Below are 13,704 nucleotides of genomic sequence, written 5' to 3' on the forward strand. Positions count from 1 at the left end.
TACTTATTGCGGCAAATCGTCCCCCGCGTGTAGTTCTCCAAATTCTTCTTTTATAGTCTTCGGGTCGCCTTTGTAAAATACTAATACGTCGTCGTGAAGGCCGCTATTCTCGCGGGTCTTATTGAATTGTTCTACGGCCTTCTTAACCTGTACTTCTTCGAATTGGTCTACCGTTTCTTCTACTGAACCTTTACAGAATACTAATACGTTTTGGTGTACCTTGCCAACTTTGCGACCACCGTTAAATTGTCGGCGTATTCTCATTGCAAGGCTGGTAATTTGGTTTACTAAAATCAAGTGGTTATAGTAGCTTAGCCCACATTCCGTAAAGGCTTCGATAGTATGGCCTATGAAATTGCGGTAAATACCCTTTTTATCACGAACGTCCCCAACTACGAAAACAGCGAAACGATTGTTTTTCAATCGGGCGCAAGCCTGCTTTATCGCGGATTTATAGGCTTCCAAGAACTGCGGGTAATCCATATTGGAAATATCGCGGGGGTCGTTGCTATATACTTCCAAATCTGCGTACGGTGGGCAAGAAAATACCATATCGAAATCGCCGGTAACGCCATTCTTTTGTAACACGTCTTCAAGCTGCGTACTATCCCCAACCGTCCAACGCGGAGCAATTTCGGCCGGTATGTTACCTAAAACTTCCTTCGCGTTCTCTATGTTGGCTACTACCTGTTTTTCCCGAAGGTCATTACCAACATAGGGCATATTCAATTTTGCCGCTACTATACCGCGAACACTTCCGCCAGCGAAAGGGTCTAAAATGCGTCCACCCTCGATATTGAACCAACGGTAGGAAAGTTCGGTTAGAACGGGGTCAAATATTGAAGTAGTCGCCATAGCCTGTATTCCCTTCTTCTCCATTTCCGCTAACACTTCATCGGTAGACGGTTCCCGCCCCAAGGTTTCCCGAAGCGTGTTTTTTGTGTCGTAGAATATCGGCGGTTGAGCGGATTTGGCAAATGTCAAATCTTCGTCCCTTCCTTCCTCGCTCTTTATACCTATTTCCAACCAAGCGCGGCGGCGTTCCTGCCATTCGGCCGTACGGGTGTTAAGCACGGAAAAAGGCGGCATTACGAAGTCGTCTTTAAGTCTTCTAAGCTGTTCTTCCGTATCTTCTTCCCCTTGGCCGCCTTCTCCGCCGTAGCCTTCCAATTCTACGCCCCAATCGTCGGGGGCTATATCCCACTTATCCGACGCTTGGGTAAGTGCCGCTTCGTCCCAAGCCAGGTTAGCGGCCCCGGTCGCATTGTCGGCTAAGGCAAGTTCGCGCCCTTCCCGCGTGTCTAAATCTATGTCGGTACGCTTTACAGCTACTATTTCTTCGCCGGTGGTTTCTACTATCAAAACCTTTTCTAAGCCGATTTGCCCGGCGTTTTCTACGGTCTTGTTTCCGGCTATAATACGGTTGTTCTTATCCAAAAGAATAGAACGGCCCGCCCCGAATTGGCGCAGGCTCTTTTCTATCAAACTTTGGCCGAACTGCGTACCTTTGTTGAAATTTACATCGTCCGGTATAAGTTGGGCTATATCTGCTTCTATAATCTTCTTCGGTGCCATAGGCTCTACGCGATGAAGTGGAATACCAAGCGGGCCAATAGTACGTTAATGATACCGGCAAGTACGCCAACAACAGAGAAAACGAAATCCCAAACTTCCGGGGTTCCTTTCTTGCTGAATTTGTCGTAAATCTCTTTTCCGGCGGCGGCCAAAATACCTGCGGAAAGCCCATAGAAAACTCCGAAAAGTCCTACGAAGAAGGCGATGATAAATCCGGCCGCTAAATGCAGCCATTTGTCCGAACTGAATAAGTAGCCCTTAAAGGTCGTAAGGGCCTGTAAAATCTTTTCTTTCATACCTGTGTACGTTTATTAGTGTGTAAATATTCGCGTTACGCAAAAATAAAAGAAGCGCATTACTATAATACGCTTCTTTATCCAAGAATAATTAAAAAGTTACCAACATAAACGGGGTATATATGCCCGTATAACTTGCTGGAAGTCTTCTAATGAGCGGCAAACAACGTACTTATTACCGTGCGCTTCTGCCAACGCTTGCCATTCCTTTTGTGTTGGCGTTTGCCGGCTGCTTTTGCTTGGGGTCTTAAACTCGATACAAAGTGAATGAAACCCGCCGGAAGGGTAAAGTAGTATAAGGTCAGCAACCCCGGCCGTTACTCCTTCGCCCTTCATAATCGCGGCTTCATTTGCGTTCCTTGCCCCGCCGTTCGGAACCGCGAAAAGAAGGCGGCCTATTTTCGGGTATTGCAACCGGAACCAAGTAACGCAGTTCTTCTGTATTTGGCTTTCTATATGTCTCATATTATTCGGTTCTTTTTTCGTATAAGGGGCAAGCCGTGTTAGTTACCTTTATCCGCTTCAATCCGTTACCCGTTCTTCGGCTCTTTTGAAGGGCGCAACTTTGTACTATCTTCGTACTATGGTCGTTCAACTCCCACCGTTGGCGGTGCTTACAAGTCCGGCAAGTTGGTAATTCAGGTTTATTCCCGGTTTTAACGGCAGATATAAATTTTCCGTAATCCATAGTCGAATATACCTTTAACCAATCTTCGCGCACTAAAATATCGTGCTTGGGAACGTAGGCGTAGAATACGCCATTTACCCGACAACCGCCCGAAAACCTTGCAACCGATAAATACGGCTGCTTTGTAACGTCGGCAATTACTATAACTTTGTTTGTGTCGAACATGCCTATTCGTGTTTAACAGTTAATAAATACTTCTGTTCCCGTTCGGCCCGCTTTATCAATCGTTCTATATCTTGCCCTACATCTGTACCGTTCCCGTTCTCAAATCCCAACCAATTTTTTACCTCGCAACCTCTAAGGGATTTTACTTTTAGAACCTGTATTAACGCCGAAGAAAGACCGTTTAACCTGCAAGCCAATTCCTTTTTTTGGGCTTTAAGCGTTTTTACTTCTTCCCGCAAAGCCCTAATTTCTTCGTCCTTCATAATGTTCTGTTATTTGTTTGAACCATGCCCGGTAATAAAGTTCCCGAAGCAAATCCGAAATAATGGCTAACCCCTTGGAAAGCCATAAGCAAATCAATTGAAGCGGCACAGCCGTAAAGAATACAAGCCAAAACACCATATTCCATAATAGGCCGGTTCGCCTTTTTACTTTTATCGTATAGGTAATTTCCCCTTTGTTCATACCGTTACTTTTTAGTTTCTGCTTCTTGTTTCGCCCGATAGTTTACTACCGTTTGGGCTACTCTGAAAACAAGCCCGGTTATCGCGTCGCGCTGGGCCTTCGGTAGTTTGCTTTCAAGGTTTGCAACCTGTATAAAAGTTTCCCTAATACCTTCTACCGTAAATATCCCCGCGTCCTTCATAGCGTCGTACGGTGTCCGGCGGTACCTGTAACCTTCTTGCGGAGCAGGTCGTTTGTTGTAGGCTTCAATTTCGTAGCCTAAGAACTCGTTAAATTTGTCGTCCTTAATTATGTCCTTTACTTTCATATCTTTTTTTGTATGTGTTTAGTAGCGTCGTTTCGTGAAATGGATAATAGCGAAGTCAAGGGTAAGCGCAGAAGCGAGCCCGGCCAATTCGTGGTACTTTTTTTCGGCATCATCAAATACCGGTTTGAACCACGCCTTAAAATCGTCTACCGTAAGCCCGTCGTTTTCGGCTAAAATATCCAAGGAAACGGGGCAACCGTCTACCTCTGCGGAATAATCGTAATAACTGATAGATACTATCGGCTTTTCCTGTTGTTCTTCCGCATAGTGATTTACTACGCATTTTTCCCGTCGTAACTCCAACTTCTGTACGCCGACTATGCCGGCCGGAATCTCTGTTATAACCTCTTGGGGGCTACGGTATGCCTTCCCGCTCCATTGGCGTACACTAAGCAACCCGCCGGTAGCCGTTATTTTTTCTATTTTGGCCCGCCAATACTCGTAATTGCTCCGGCAAGTATGTACCTTCCGCCCGTCGGTTACTTTGTCCTTAAAGCCCGTTTCTTGCCCTTTACGGGGGTGCTTCGGGCCGAAGTGTTTACCAAGTGTTACTACTGCTTTCATATTATTGTGTTATTAAAATGTCCGACTTATTTACGGTTACGCATATTGGCTGTAATGGCTTGTTAAATGTTCGAAGGGCTACCCAAAGTTCCCCGGTTTCAGCTATTTTCTTCCGTTCTTCTTCGTCCAACTCAAAGCAAAAAACCGCCGTTCCGTCTTCTGATTTATATGCAGGAAGGGGGTAATATTCGGGTTGATTTTCTCCGTAAACTGCATTTACTTCCTTAAATTGTTTTGCTTTCATACTCAATGCTTTAATTTACTTTTGTTCGGTTGTAAAGTAGGTGCGTATCTATTCCGGTAGCGTTAAAAACCAAGGCCCTAACGTCTTGCCCTAATTTTTCTACGGCTTTTAAGGTGTCTTTTTGGCTAACTCCTTCGGCCTGCTGCTTCTCGAAAAACTTATCTACGAGTGCGCTCATAAATATTTTCGTAGAAGCCCGGAACCCTTCTAAGGTATAGTTTGGCTTTGCCCCGTTAAATGCTTCGTACTCCCAAAGGGTAGCTTCCATTTCTTCAAGCACGGGGCTTAATTTCTTTCCTATCATATTGGTAATTGTTAAAATGGTAAATCGTCTTCTTCTTGTTGCTGATATGCTGGTGGCGCGTAATTTGGTGTAGCTGCCGAAGCCGTTGCGGCCTGCTGGGGTGATTCGGGTTGGTCGGCCCTATTCCCGCCTAAAAGCTGCAATTCTCTAACCCGGCAATTTATACCAGCTTGTAATGCCCCGCCAGCTTCGTATGCCTTTGCAGAAAGTTCGCCGCGAATAAATACACGGGTTCCTTTCTTCAAATAGTTAATTACCTGGCTTTCTCCGTATCTAAGGCAACTAATCCAAGTTGTACGTTCTTTTCGCTGTCCCTGTGAATCCTTATAGCTTTCGGTATGGGCTATGCTGAAAGCTATATACTTTTGCCCGTTAATGTCTTTAATAATGGCATCTGCTCCGAGGTTGCCAATTGCTTCTAATACTAACATATTACTTTTATTATTTGGTTATTAACTCTATTCCTTTGGCTACTACTAACGGCTGTTCTTTACTTAATTTCCCGATAAAAGCCGTTATAATTCGCCATTGGTCGGGGCTTATGCCTAATGGCGAAAATGTCCCGTTACCGTTCTTTACTACCAGCAAAATAGCCCCTTCCGGCAACTTGCTTAAATCCTTTGTTTTCATTTCGTTTTAAGTCCTTCTATCTTGTAAAAATCTTCTTCCGCTGCTTCGATAAGGTTGTACCGGGTCGATTTTTTAGCTTCGATACCTATACGGCGAAACAAGGGCGCAACCCGAATACACGTAACCGAACAAACTCCATTTTTCCGTACATACACCCGGAAAGCGTTGGGGTCGGTATTATCGGCTACTTTCAAGTACAAGGCCCCGCGTTCGTCATGGGCCAATAGTACCCCCTTATGCTCTGAAAGGTTAAGTTCTGCAACCGCTCGGCTACTGAAAAACAAATAGCCGGTAGAAGCCAACGTAACGAACAATTTACCGGGTTTCGGTGGTTTAATAATTCGTAATGTCATTCTATGCAACTTTTAATAAATCGGTTGTTATTTCTTCTACCAAGGCTTCGCAAAGAACACGGGCTATATTCACTTCTACCGCGTTACCTATAAACTTCTTTTGGTCGGCCTGCGTCCCTATAAGGGTGTAGTTTTCCGGGAAGCCCATTATTCGCTTTAACTCGATAATTTTTAACATGCGCATTTTTATATCGACTATACCGTAAAGGGCCATAAACTCCTTTATTTTCCGCATCGGGCCGCTGTCTGTTTCGTAAATTTCTATCGCCAATTGTCCGCACTCGGTAGCTATAAGGTACGGGGGCTTTTTATCCATTTTGGCTATAAGTGTAAAACAAGGTTTTTCTACGGAACTGCCGGCGTTAGAAAATTGTGGGTTCATAAGGTACCATTTGCAGGTTATTACGTTTTGCTTGGGGTTAGTCATTACCGCCGGGCAAGGATTATCCAAGTCTGATAATTGCCCGCCACCACTATAACTATTCGCTATAAATTGCGGTCTTACCACCGAAAGCCTATCTTTCGTTGTAAGGGTCGGCGAAGGCGTATTTACGGAATGATTATGCCCGTTTCCGTAATATGCCGAAAGAAATTCGGCCCCTACTAAACTATGGTGGTCTACGGTCGTAATGGTTCCCGCTACGTTGTCTACGCTGGAAACTTTGCTTTCCGGGTGTCCGCTAAAATGCTTTGCGAGAAAATGAATGTTCGCTATTCCTAACCTGTTTTGGCAAGCTACGGTAGGGCATGGTTCATCTATCGAAGGCGGGATATGCTTACCCGTCTTCTTATTGACTGAATTATATTTAATCAAAAACGAATCCTTCCCGCCTGCTACGAACTTTATAAGGCCCGCGTATATGCGTTCCAAGGTCTTAGGCGAAAGCGGTTTTTTACGATTAAAGATACTTTCCCCTTCATCGGCAAAGTCCAAAACTTCCTTTACGGGTTTCCACTTCGCCAAGCTGCCGAAAAGGTCGCCGCCCCCGGTCTTTGAGTGGGTAGGCTTCGGCCATACGATAGGTAGGTACGGTTTGGCAAATATCCCGAAGAAACGCTTTCGGCTGGTATATGCCCCATAATCCGCCGCGTTAAGTATTCTATGGTCGAACTTGTACCCATAGGCTTTTACGTTATCTACCCAATTGGTATAAAGCCGCCCTTTGTCCCTGCTAATTGGTTTTCCGTTTTCGTCCAAGTCGCCCCAGCTCATAAATTCCTCTACATTCTCGATTTGGATATAATCGGGGGTAAGGGCTTCTATATACCTAAACAAATGTTCGGCAAGGGTGCGGCTATCTGCGTCGCGGGGCTGGCCACCTTTGGCACGGCTGAAATTGGTACATTCAAGCGAAGCCCAAAGTACAACTTTCGCCATAGGGTACATTCGGCGCATTTCGGCCGTATGTTCTTCCAATGGGCGCAAGTCCAAAGTTCGCATATCTTCCGTATAGTGCTGCGCTTCGGGGTGGTTGGCCGCGTGGCTCGCTATGGCGTTCGCGTCGTGGTTTACGCAAGCTATAACCTTCGCGCATTTATGCCCCTTATAGTTGGCCTTCTCTACGCCTGTACTTGTTCCGCCTGCACCGCAAAACAAGTCTATATATAGTAATCTAATGCCGTTCATTTCGTATTATAGTCAGACGCTTTCGCGGAAAATTAGTCTTTTGATAGGTGGGCTTTCACTGCGTTTACATAAGCCCTAAATTCGGGGGTGTATTGGTAATCGTCCGGGAACTTTTTAAGGTAGTAGATAATTGTAGCGTGGTTCCGTTTCATCTCCTTTGCAATCCTTACTACCGTCGCCCCTTCTTCCCGGCATAGCTGGGCGAAAATCATGCGGGCAAAGACGTGCTTTTGCTCTCGACTTTCGCCTACAATATCGTAGAAGGCAACGCCCATGCCTTCGGCTATTGCCTGCTTTATGTTCTGAAAGGTCGGTACTTCTTCGTAAATAATTGTCTTACCTGTCAATTCGGCTAAATTCTTTTCAAGTGTAGCCCCTTTGGAAAATCCCCAATCGGGCAACAAATAGATAGCCTTGCACCCCATAAGTAGAAGTACGTCCATAGCTACGTGAACTTCCCAAGAGGCATTAGCCGGAATACCGTTTTTAAGTGGGTTTACCACCTCGTAACCTTTGGCTTTTAACATGGTTTCCGCTGCTTCGAATTTGGCCGCTACTTCTTCTATTGGCCGGCCGCTTATCTGTCCCGAAATGTATATCTTTTCCATATTGGCTATTATTTTCTATAAGAGTTGTTTATAAACGGGATTCTGTCGAACATTTCCGTAAATCGGTCGGCTATACGTTCGCCGTATTTATTCGCCAAGTCTTCCGCGTTTAGGTTGCTGGTCATAATTGTAAATAGCTGCCGGTCGTACCGGTAGTAAATCGTATCGACAAAGGGGCTAATTTCGTTTCCCCAAACCTTCACTACGGAAGGTTCCGTACCTACGTCGTCAATAGCCAATAGCTCGGCTTTTTTAATGCCGTTAAAGCGTTCCGGTTCATTCTTCGCTATGTCTGCAAGCTCTAAGGCCGATACCGTCCTAACCGTCTTTCGTTGGTCGAAATATGCACTTTCGTACAGAATCCCGATAAGGCTACCTATCGCACGGGCTAAGGTACTTTTACCGTTACCTACCGTTCCGAATAGCAGAAGCCCCGGTTTACAATTACCGGTAAGCCATTTTGCCGCCTTTTCTATATGGCTTTGGGTAGCTTCGTCGTCTATAAACTGCATACGCCGCCGCATAACTTCGGCTATATAACATTCCCGTAACATTGCCGGCACATCTTCGGGGTACTTATCAACCTTAAAGCGTTCCGGTAAAGCCCTTCTTTGAAGTACCGCCCGGAACCGGGTTAAGTCCACCCGTTGCGGCCCCTGTTTGTTGTCCTTTTCGTCCATTTCCGTTATTCCCTATTTCGTTACGCTCCCAAGTTCTAACCGCCGCTTTCCAATCCTTCATACAATTGCGGCCGACCTTCCAGCCGTTCGAAGTATAGTAATCTATCCACGCCTGCGGGTCTACGTCGTTACCCCGTTCCTGACAATACGCCGCAACTTCTTCTAAGGTGGGTTTCTGAAAGATTTTGCCGCCTTTCGTTTTAGGGGCTGCCTTGCCACTGCCTTGGGGCTTGCCAGCCCCTAATATCGGCCCTTGCGGTAGCTGGGTAATACCTTCGTTCAATACCCGTATAAGGTCGTATTTTTCAAGTTTTTGCAATACCGATTTATGTGCGTTATTCGTAGGGTTTAAGTTCGATACCCCGCCGTACTGAAATATGATAAATTCGGGTAAAAACGCTTTGCTTCCGTTATTGAAGAAATGGATTCTTCCGGCAAAGGCCTTTTCGAAGTCCTCTAAATCGTACGTTTCGCCGCAATAAAGCCCGGCCACCTCTAAGTCTACTTCCCATATTCCGGCGTTATCGCACTCGCAAAAAAGGTACACCCAAAGCAATTTATAAGCGGGCGGTAAGTCCCTTATAAATCGTTTCTTAAATAGGTCGGTATCTATAAATCTTTTTGCCATTTTGTTACTATTGAAAAGCTACCCCGGCCCGGAAACCGGGGTAGCTGGGTTAATACTGCTATTGCTCGATAATCGCAATTTCGGGGCTTAGTTCCCGAATGCGGGCTACCTGCCCGTCTATAATTCGGTCGCGCAGGTCTTCCAAAAGCTGGCACGCTCCGGGACTTACAAGTTGCAGGGTTACGTCGCGGCCGTTTACCGAAGCGTAAAATTCCACTTCGATAGTTTCCGCCGGCATACCTTTGAAAATCGGAATTTGAAGGGTAAAGGCTTCCGGCAGGTTACTCATAACCACTCCGCTATAATTGTCTTTGAAGTCGCCCTTTTCGCTCTTTTGCTTCTCTACCTTGGAATTTACGGTAGCTTCGAAGTTTTTAAGCTCGGTTACGAGCTTCATATTCGCGGTTTTGTCCGGGAAAAATGCGCGGTTCATTTTGAAGAACTGCCCCAACTCGTTAGGTTCCCAACCTTTACCGGCGTTAATCCCAAATTCGGCAAATTTGGGGTGTTGGGAAAGACGGCCTACCACCCGGCCCGTAGTATATTCGTCGTTCTCGTTTGTAACGAGTGTAATGCACACCTTTTCCCGGTCTACCAAAACGTGGCAACGCTTCGGGTTAATTTGGTCGGCTTCGGAAAGTCGCTTTTCTAAGAACTCTACCGGCGCACCGATAACGCCGGAAAGGTCGATTTTTACCGGGGCCTTGGGGTCAAGAACTGCGGGGGCCTCGCCCTCACGTACGATAATTTCCGCCTGCGTAGTTCCTTCGGGAAGGTTTACTACTACTTTTTTGTTTTCGTCCATACTTTTTTACTTGTTGATTGTGAAACTTTTACTTGGTTTGAAGTGGGCTACTTCGTGCGCCGGTATGATAATCGTAGTACCGGCGGTAATGTTGCGGGCTTTCTTTTCGGCCCGTTTCTTCGGCTGGAAGGTTCCGAAGCCGCGAAGGTAAACGGGTTCCTTGCGCTGTACGCATTCCTTAATTGCGTCTAATGTGGCTTCGATAATCGGCCTTACGTGGCTATCGTTTTGCCCGGTCTTACTGCCAACGGCCGTAATTAAATCTTGCTTCGTCATTGTTATGCTTTTTAGTTGTTAGTACCTGTTTTTCTTCCGATTTGGAAAAGTGTTGTTTGTAATTCTTCGCTGTACGCCGGCCGACTCTCGATAAGGTCGCCGTTCTCATTGTAATAGCCGACTTCGCGGGCTTCTTGGTCGATGAACTTAAAGCACCTTTCGGTAACAAATTCGGCCTTCTTTTTCAGCCCTTCCAAGGTCTTTTTTCGCTCCGTCGTAAGGGGTTCCAAACGGGCCTTAAAGTCCTTCATCGCGGCCGTCTTTTCTTCCTCGATGTCGTTAATTTCGATGTCCGTTTCCGAAAGGCTTTCTTTCATGCGGGCCAATTCTTCCGGGGTAAAAGGTTTCATATACCCCTTTTCTTCCACCGCGTCGCAATTATCCATAAGGAAGGCTACGCGCTTCTTGCCTTGTTCGAGGTCTTTCCCTAATTCTCTTTCCATGTTTCGTTATTTTTTGATTAAAAGAAAATCGTTATAAAGACCTTCGAACTGACGGCCCGCGTACGTGGCGAGTTCACGGGTTTTATAGCAAAGCTGAGAGCCGATATACGCAGTCGTCGCCGAAGCCGCGAAATTCGTAGACGCGAACGAAAAGCCGGCATGCGCGGGATTATACACGAACCAAGGCCAATATTTGTACTCGTTGCTATTGGCCCAATCCGGCCGCCAACCTTCGTTAAGGGCTTCGGCAATGGTCTTTAACTTGCGGTAGGTTATTTCGTCCTTGGTAAAGCCTAACTTCGCTAATACGGTTTCGTTCATCGGCTCAATGCCAAGCACCGCGCAAGCGTCCGCGTAGGTCTTTACGCGCTTGGTAATGTCCTTCGGGGCAACCGTTTTTACGGCCTGTAATACGGTCGTATTAACCCCTAACTTCTCGGCCAATCGTTCGGCTTCCTTGCTGGCCGCCTGTTCGTTCTCGTGTTTGTACGTCGGTGCGCCTTGGCCTTCGGCGTAAACCATAAAAAACTGCTTTTCCATTTTGTTATTTGTTAAAAAGTGAACTTTGTTTTTCTTCCCTCTTTTGCTCGTAAAGTATTCGCCTTTGTCGCGCAATACTCAACCGGACGGCCCTAATAGCGTCTTCACGCCCTTTTAGGCTTTCTTCGTACTCCAATAGTTCCGCTTCGCTTTGGGCGATAAAATACCCGTCGGAAGTGGCTATTAAGCCCGGTATAAGGTCGTTTGTCCTTATGTGGTTTATAATCTTCCTTACCCGTGCGTCGTTTAGTTTATAGGAACCTTTAAGGCTGCTTACGATATGCTTGTTTGTTACGGCATTTTCGCGCCCTATTTTCGTCCTAAGCCCCCGTACGAGAAGCGGAAGAAGTACGCCCATTTCGTAATCGTTTAAGGGCTGCGTTTCTTGGTCAAATCCTTTAATCATATCAAAAGGGGGTTTTGTCGAAATTGATTATTAGCCCCGCTTCGGCTATATGTACGGTCTTACCGGTTGCGGCTCGCACTCCGGCCCGGAATTGTTCGGCGTTGCTGTTACCGTCGGAAAGGTGGATAAGAACAATATTATTTACCCCCTTTATATCGTTGGCTTGTAACGCCTGTACGCAATGGTCGTAACTTAAATGCGATTTTAGCGTACGGTTCCGAACAACGGCGGGAATGCGTCCGGCCGCTATATTTGCGTCCAATAGGTCTAAGCGGTAATTACATTCTATCAATACGTTATTAAGTCCCGCGAACTTGCAGGGCAAGTAATAGGTATCGGTAGCGAATAGGATATTACCCGTTTCTTCGTGGTTGATGAAGAACCCCAAAGGCTCGGCGGAATCGTGCTTAGTCCCGAAAGGAATAATTCGGAAACCGCCGAGGGTAAAAAGATTTCCGGCTTTGCAAACATTCGCGCGGCGCGGGCCCTCTATTGGGGTGTTCTCAATTGTACCGGCCGAAGCGTAGACGGGTACGGTAGCTTTCAATACTTCGTTAATGTAGCCTGCGTGGTCTTTGTGTTCGTGGGTAATTAGGCAGCCTACAACCTTCGTTATATTGTAGTCTAACGCTTGCTTCACGCTGGCGAATCTTACGCCCGCTTCCAATAACAAGGCTTCGCGGTCGTTCTCCAAAATGTAGCTATTTCCTTGGCTGCTACTGCCTAATACTTTTAGAACCATTGTACTACGCTTCTACGATTTTGCGAAATGCTTTACGTTTCCTTTTTAGCGGAAGGTTCCGGCCGATGAAGTACATAGCCGTATCGAACTTGCCCGAAAATCGGTTAAGGGCTTTGCCCTGCTGGGCTACGCTCTGTTCGCTCTCCTTCGCCATGTCCGCCGCTTTGTTAATCCGGGCGTTCATTGTGTCGATGTCCTTTGCCGTCAGAATGGCAATACCAAAAATTACTTTCATATTAGAATCCGGGTGTTTTAGGTGCTTGCTGGGTTCCGTTCGTTCCTGCTTGGCCGAAATCAAGAGTTCCGCTCGCGTTGGCATTGTTTTTAACCTCGGCTTCTACCTCGTGGGTAACGTCCTTATATTCTACGTCTTCAACAGGGCCGCTTTGTTCGTCCGCGTCGCCGAAGTCGCAACCGGTTATATACTCGTAAAGGGCTTTTTTGGCGCGGCGTTCGGCTTTACCCCGGATTTGGTCGGGGCTGCTGTAATCGTCCTTCTTCACGGTAGCCACTATTCCGAAGCTGTTTTTTTCTCCGTTGTACGTGTAGCTGATTTTGCAAGGCACTTCCGCAAATCCGGCGGTTTGGCCTTTGTCAAATGATACGTCGATGAAGTATTTTACGCCGAGTTTCCGAAGAAGGGCCGTATAGCCTTCCTTGGTCGGGTACATTCGTTCGGCAATAATATTAAATTGGTTGCCGGTCGGAAGAAGCCCGATACTTACCGCGTCTATAATCGCGTCCCGAACAACCGGAATAGTATAAAGCGGTTGTACCGTTCCGTTTTTGCGCGGCCGTCCGTTACGGTCGGTAAGAAAGCCTACCTTCGTATTCATAAGCGGCATAAATACACGCTCCATTACTTCGTCAGAAAGAGCTTCGCGCAATAGCGCAATTACGTTTACGGCGGTAAATGCCGCGCCGAAGTTGTTTACAATCTGCAAGGCCGAAGCGTCCTTACAGGCAAGTTCGAATTTCCGCTTTGCTTCGTCAATTACGGTTAATCCTTTTTCTTCTGCCATAACTCATAATTTTTATAGGTCGTTGTTATTCGTTTCCAAGAAGTCGGCTTAACTTCTTCAAGGTCGCCAACTTCATAGCTTCGTCGGCAAGCGGCGCAGTTTGTTTTCGGTAAAGAAATTCGCCAGTCCCTTTATTACTTGCTCGCCGTTACCGCCTACCGCTATTACGCCCTGCACGTTCTCACTTTCGCCGTCCTTATTGTCCTTAATGTCCGTGCCGATAAGAATAAAGGCCCGGCCTTCATTGCTTTTTACCGCCTGCGAAAGTGTTGCGGCGATTTGCTCCAACTGCTGCGCGAACTCGCGCTTTTCTTTGTTCTCGTTCATAACTTTAAT

General features: G+C 46.5%; 26 protein-coding genes. All 26 read right to left on the reverse strand.

Going from position 1 to position 13,704, the window contains the following annotated elements:
• Positions 1 to 3 precede the first annotated feature (3 nt).
• Complete coding sequence (locus NMU02_RS04375; RefSeq protein ID WP_255026051.1) at positions 4 to 1,575, reverse strand: SAM-dependent methyltransferase; 1,572 nt, start codon at positions 1,573 to 1,575, stop codon at positions 4 to 6.
• Positions 1,576 to 1,580: 5 nt separating this feature from the next.
• Positions 1,581 to 1,871 (reverse strand): hypothetical protein, encoded by a 291-nt coding sequence (locus NMU02_RS04380; RefSeq protein WP_255026052.1) that lies wholly within the window; start codon positions 1,869 to 1,871, stop codon positions 1,581 to 1,583.
• Between the two features lie 99 nt (positions 1,872 to 1,970).
• Positions 1,971 to 2,336, reverse strand: a complete 366-nt coding sequence (locus NMU02_RS13705; protein ID WP_354003101.1) for a VRR-NUC domain-containing protein — start codon at positions 2,334 to 2,336, stop codon at positions 1,971 to 1,973.
• Between the two features lies 1 nt (position 2,337).
• Positions 2,338 to 2,724 carry a hypothetical protein gene (locus NMU02_RS04385; protein ID WP_255026053.1) on the reverse strand — a complete coding sequence of 129 codons (387 nt, stop codon included), beginning with the start codon at positions 2,722 to 2,724 and terminating at the stop codon, positions 2,338 to 2,340.
• 2 nt (positions 2,725 to 2,726) lie between these two features.
• Positions 2,727 to 2,987 (reverse strand): hypothetical protein, encoded by a 261-nt coding sequence (locus NMU02_RS04390; RefSeq protein ID WP_255026054.1) that lies wholly within the window; start codon positions 2,985 to 2,987, stop codon positions 2,727 to 2,729.
• Entirely contained in the window at positions 2,968 to 3,189 is a 222-nt protein-coding gene (locus tag NMU02_RS04395; RefSeq protein WP_255026056.1) for a hypothetical protein, read from the reverse strand. Before NMU02_RS04395 ends, NMU02_RS04390 begins: the two co-directional genes overlap by 20 nt.
• 4 nt (positions 3,190 to 3,193) lie before the next feature.
• Positions 3,194 to 3,496: a hypothetical protein gene (locus tag NMU02_RS04400; RefSeq protein WP_255026058.1), complete on the reverse strand. Its 303-nt coding sequence runs from the start codon at positions 3,494 to 3,496 to the stop codon at positions 3,194 to 3,196.
• 18 nt (positions 3,497 to 3,514) lie between these two features.
• Positions 3,515 to 4,060: a hypothetical protein gene (locus NMU02_RS04405; RefSeq protein ID WP_255026064.1), complete on the reverse strand. Its 546-nt coding sequence runs from the start codon at positions 4,058 to 4,060 to the stop codon at positions 3,515 to 3,517.
• A gap of 1 nt (position 4,061) precedes the next feature.
• Entirely contained in the window at positions 4,062 to 4,304 is a 243-nt protein-coding gene (locus NMU02_RS04410; protein ID WP_255026065.1) for a hypothetical protein, read from the reverse strand.
• A gap of 10 nt (positions 4,305 to 4,314) precedes the next feature.
• On the reverse strand, positions 4,315 to 4,608 hold the full coding sequence (locus tag NMU02_RS04415) for a hypothetical protein (RefSeq protein WP_255026066.1): 294 nt from the start codon (positions 4,606 to 4,608) through the stop codon (positions 4,315 to 4,317).
• 11 nt (positions 4,609 to 4,619) lie between these two features.
• Entirely contained in the window at positions 4,620 to 5,039 is a 420-nt protein-coding gene (locus tag NMU02_RS04420; RefSeq protein ID WP_255026068.1) for a single-stranded DNA-binding protein, read from the reverse strand.
• A 10-nt stretch (positions 5,040 to 5,049) separates the two neighbouring features.
• Positions 5,050 to 5,238, reverse strand: coding sequence for a hypothetical protein (locus tag NMU02_RS04425; protein WP_255026069.1), 189 nt, complete (start codon positions 5,236 to 5,238; stop codon positions 5,050 to 5,052).
• Positions 5,235 to 5,591: a hypothetical protein gene (locus NMU02_RS04430; protein ID WP_255026070.1), complete on the reverse strand. Its 357-nt coding sequence runs from the start codon at positions 5,589 to 5,591 to the stop codon at positions 5,235 to 5,237. Before NMU02_RS04430 ends, NMU02_RS04425 begins: the two co-directional genes overlap by 4 nt.
• Position 5,592: 1 nt before the next feature.
• Positions 5,593 to 7,218, reverse strand: coding sequence for a DNA cytosine methyltransferase (locus NMU02_RS04435; RefSeq protein ID WP_255026071.1), 1,626 nt, complete (start codon positions 7,216 to 7,218; stop codon positions 5,593 to 5,595).
• A 32-nt stretch (positions 7,219 to 7,250) separates the two neighbouring features.
• Positions 7,251 to 7,826 carry a DUF4406 domain-containing protein gene (locus tag NMU02_RS04440; RefSeq protein ID WP_255026072.1) on the reverse strand — a complete coding sequence of 192 codons (576 nt, stop codon included), beginning with the start codon at positions 7,824 to 7,826 and terminating at the stop codon, positions 7,251 to 7,253.
• 8 nt (positions 7,827 to 7,834) lie between these two features.
• Positions 7,835 to 8,506, reverse strand: a complete 672-nt coding sequence (locus tag NMU02_RS04445) for a P-loop NTPase family protein (protein WP_255026073.1) — start codon at positions 8,504 to 8,506, stop codon at positions 7,835 to 7,837.
• Positions 8,412 to 9,134 carry a hypothetical protein gene (locus NMU02_RS04450; RefSeq protein ID WP_255026074.1) on the reverse strand — a complete coding sequence of 241 codons (723 nt, stop codon included), beginning with the start codon at positions 9,132 to 9,134 and terminating at the stop codon, positions 8,412 to 8,414. Before NMU02_RS04450 ends, NMU02_RS04445 begins: the two co-directional genes overlap by 95 nt.
• Positions 9,135 to 9,192: 58 nt before the next feature.
• Positions 9,193 to 9,939: a hypothetical protein gene (locus NMU02_RS04455; protein WP_255026075.1), complete on the reverse strand. Its 747-nt coding sequence runs from the start codon at positions 9,937 to 9,939 to the stop codon at positions 9,193 to 9,195.
• A 6-nt stretch (positions 9,940 to 9,945) separates the two neighbouring features.
• On the reverse strand, positions 9,946 to 10,215 hold the full coding sequence (locus NMU02_RS04460) for an HU family DNA-binding protein (protein WP_255026076.1): 270 nt from the start codon (positions 10,213 to 10,215) through the stop codon (positions 9,946 to 9,948).
• 11 nt (positions 10,216 to 10,226) lie between these two features.
• Entirely contained in the window at positions 10,227 to 10,658 is a 432-nt protein-coding gene (locus NMU02_RS04465; RefSeq protein ID WP_196053062.1) for a hypothetical protein, read from the reverse strand.
• 6 nt (positions 10,659 to 10,664) lie between these two features.
• The gene (locus NMU02_RS04470; RefSeq protein ID WP_255026077.1) at positions 10,665 to 11,198 is read right to left on the reverse strand and encodes a hypothetical protein; all 534 of its coding nucleotides are present in this window, start codon (positions 11,196 to 11,198) and stop codon (positions 10,665 to 10,667) included.
• A 4-nt stretch (positions 11,199 to 11,202) separates the two neighbouring features.
• Complete coding sequence (locus NMU02_RS04475) at positions 11,203 to 11,604, reverse strand: hypothetical protein (RefSeq protein WP_196053060.1); 402 nt, start codon at positions 11,602 to 11,604, stop codon at positions 11,203 to 11,205.
• A 1-nt stretch (position 11,605) separates the two neighbouring features.
• Entirely contained in the window at positions 11,606 to 12,346 is a 741-nt protein-coding gene (locus tag NMU02_RS04480) for an MBL fold metallo-hydrolase (protein ID WP_255026079.1), read from the reverse strand.
• A gap of 4 nt (positions 12,347 to 12,350) precedes the next feature.
• Positions 12,351 to 12,581, reverse strand: coding sequence for a hypothetical protein (locus NMU02_RS04485; protein WP_255026080.1), 231 nt, complete (start codon positions 12,579 to 12,581; stop codon positions 12,351 to 12,353).
• Between the two features lies 1 nt (position 12,582).
• Positions 12,583 to 13,368: a hypothetical protein gene (locus NMU02_RS04490; RefSeq protein ID WP_255026081.1), complete on the reverse strand. Its 786-nt coding sequence runs from the start codon at positions 13,366 to 13,368 to the stop codon at positions 12,583 to 12,585.
• Between the two features lie 72 nt (positions 13,369 to 13,440).
• A complete protein-coding gene (locus NMU02_RS04495) occupies positions 13,441 to 13,695 on the reverse strand; it encodes a hypothetical protein (protein ID WP_255026082.1) in 255 nt (84 codons plus the stop codon).
• Positions 13,696 to 13,704: the final 9 nt, after the last annotated feature.

The organism is Coprobacter tertius (assembly GCF_024330105.1).
GTDB classification, from domain to species: Bacteria; Bacteroidota; Bacteroidia; order Bacteroidales; family Coprobacteraceae; genus Coprobacter; species Coprobacter tertius.

Excerpts from the sequence above, each read along its gene's own strand:
- NMU02_RS04390 (WP_255026054.1), bottom strand. The coding sequence starts at position 2,987 with ATGAAGGACGAAGAAATTAGGGCTTTGCGGGAAGAAGTAAAAACGCTT.
- NMU02_RS04395 (WP_255026056.1), bottom strand. The coding sequence starts at position 3,189 with ATGAACAAAGGGGAAATTACCTATACGATAAAAGTAAAAAGGCGAACC.
- NMU02_RS04455 (WP_255026075.1), bottom strand. The coding sequence starts at position 9,939 with ATGGACGAAAACAAAAAAGTAGTAGTAAACCTTCCCGAAGGAACTACG.
- NMU02_RS04485 (WP_255026080.1), bottom strand. The coding sequence starts at position 12,581 with ATGAAAGTAATTTTTGGTATTGCCATTCTGACGGCAAAGGACATCGAC.
- NMU02_RS04465 (WP_196053062.1), bottom strand. The coding sequence starts at position 10,658 with ATGGAAAGAGAATTAGGGAAAGACCTCGAACAAGGCAAGAAGCGCGTA.
- NMU02_RS04405 (WP_255026064.1), bottom strand. The coding sequence starts at position 4,060 with ATGAAAGCAGTAGTAACACTTGGTAAACACTTCGGCCCGAAGCACCCC.
- NMU02_RS04415 (WP_255026066.1), bottom strand. The coding sequence starts at position 4,608 with ATGATAGGAAAGAAATTAAGCCCCGTGCTTGAAGAAATGGAAGCTACC.
- NMU02_RS04450 (WP_255026074.1), bottom strand. The coding sequence starts at position 9,134 with ATGGCAAAAAGATTTATAGATACCGACCTATTTAAGAAACGATTTATA.
- NMU02_RS04425 (WP_255026069.1), bottom strand. The coding sequence starts at position 5,238 with ATGAAAACAAAGGATTTAAGCAAGTTGCCGGAAGGGGCTATTTTGCTG.
- NMU02_RS04380 (WP_255026052.1), bottom strand. The coding sequence starts at position 1,871 with ATGAAAGAAAAGATTTTACAGGCCCTTACGACCTTTAAGGGCTACTTA.
- NMU02_RS04460 (WP_255026076.1), bottom strand. The coding sequence starts at position 10,215 with ATGACGAAGCAAGATTTAATTACGGCCGTTGGCAGTAAGACCGGGCAA.
- NMU02_RS04375 (WP_255026051.1), bottom strand. The coding sequence starts at position 1,575 with ATGGCACCGAAGAAGATTATAGAAGCAGATATAGCCCAACTTATACCG.
- NMU02_RS13705 (WP_354003101.1), bottom strand. The coding sequence starts at position 2,336 with ATGAGACATATAGAAAGCCAAATACAGAAGAACTGCGTTACTTGGTTC.
- NMU02_RS04420 (WP_255026068.1), bottom strand. The coding sequence starts at position 5,039 with ATGTTAGTATTAGAAGCAATTGGCAACCTCGGAGCAGATGCCATTATT.
- NMU02_RS04410 (WP_255026065.1), bottom strand. The coding sequence starts at position 4,304 with ATGAAAGCAAAACAATTTAAGGAAGTAAATGCAGTTTACGGAGAAAAT.
- NMU02_RS04400 (WP_255026058.1), bottom strand. The coding sequence starts at position 3,496 with ATGAAAGTAAAGGACATAATTAAGGACGACAAATTTAACGAGTTCTTA.
- NMU02_RS04440 (WP_255026072.1), bottom strand. The coding sequence starts at position 7,826 with ATGGAAAAGATATACATTTCGGGACAGATAAGCGGCCGGCCAATAGAA.
- NMU02_RS04445 (WP_255026073.1), bottom strand. The coding sequence starts at position 8,506 with ATGGACGAAAAGGACAACAAACAGGGGCCGCAACGGGTGGACTTAACC.
- NMU02_RS04435 (WP_255026071.1), bottom strand. The coding sequence starts at position 7,218 with ATGAACGGCATTAGATTACTATATATAGACTTGTTTTGCGGTGCAGGC.
- NMU02_RS04490 (WP_255026081.1), bottom strand. The coding sequence starts at position 13,368 with ATGGCAGAAGAAAAAGGATTAACCGTAATTGACGAAGCAAAGCGGAAA.
- NMU02_RS04480 (WP_255026079.1), bottom strand. The coding sequence starts at position 12,346 with ATGGTTCTAAAAGTATTAGGCAGTAGCAGCCAAGGAAATAGCTACATT.
- NMU02_RS04470 (WP_255026077.1), bottom strand. The coding sequence starts at position 11,198 with ATGGAAAAGCAGTTTTTTATGGTTTACGCCGAAGGCCAAGGCGCACCG.
- NMU02_RS04385 (WP_255026053.1), bottom strand. The coding sequence starts at position 2,724 with ATGTTCGACACAAACAAAGTTATAGTAATTGCCGACGTTACAAAGCAG.
- NMU02_RS04475 (WP_196053060.1), bottom strand. The coding sequence starts at position 11,604 with ATGATTAAAGGATTTGACCAAGAAACGCAGCCCTTAAACGATTACGAA.
- NMU02_RS04430 (WP_255026070.1), bottom strand. The coding sequence starts at position 5,591 with ATGACATTACGAATTATTAAACCACCGAAACCCGGTAAATTGTTCGTT.
- NMU02_RS04495 (WP_255026082.1), bottom strand. The coding sequence starts at position 13,695 with ATGAACGAGAACAAAGAAAAGCGCGAGTTCGCGCAGCAGTTGGAGCAA.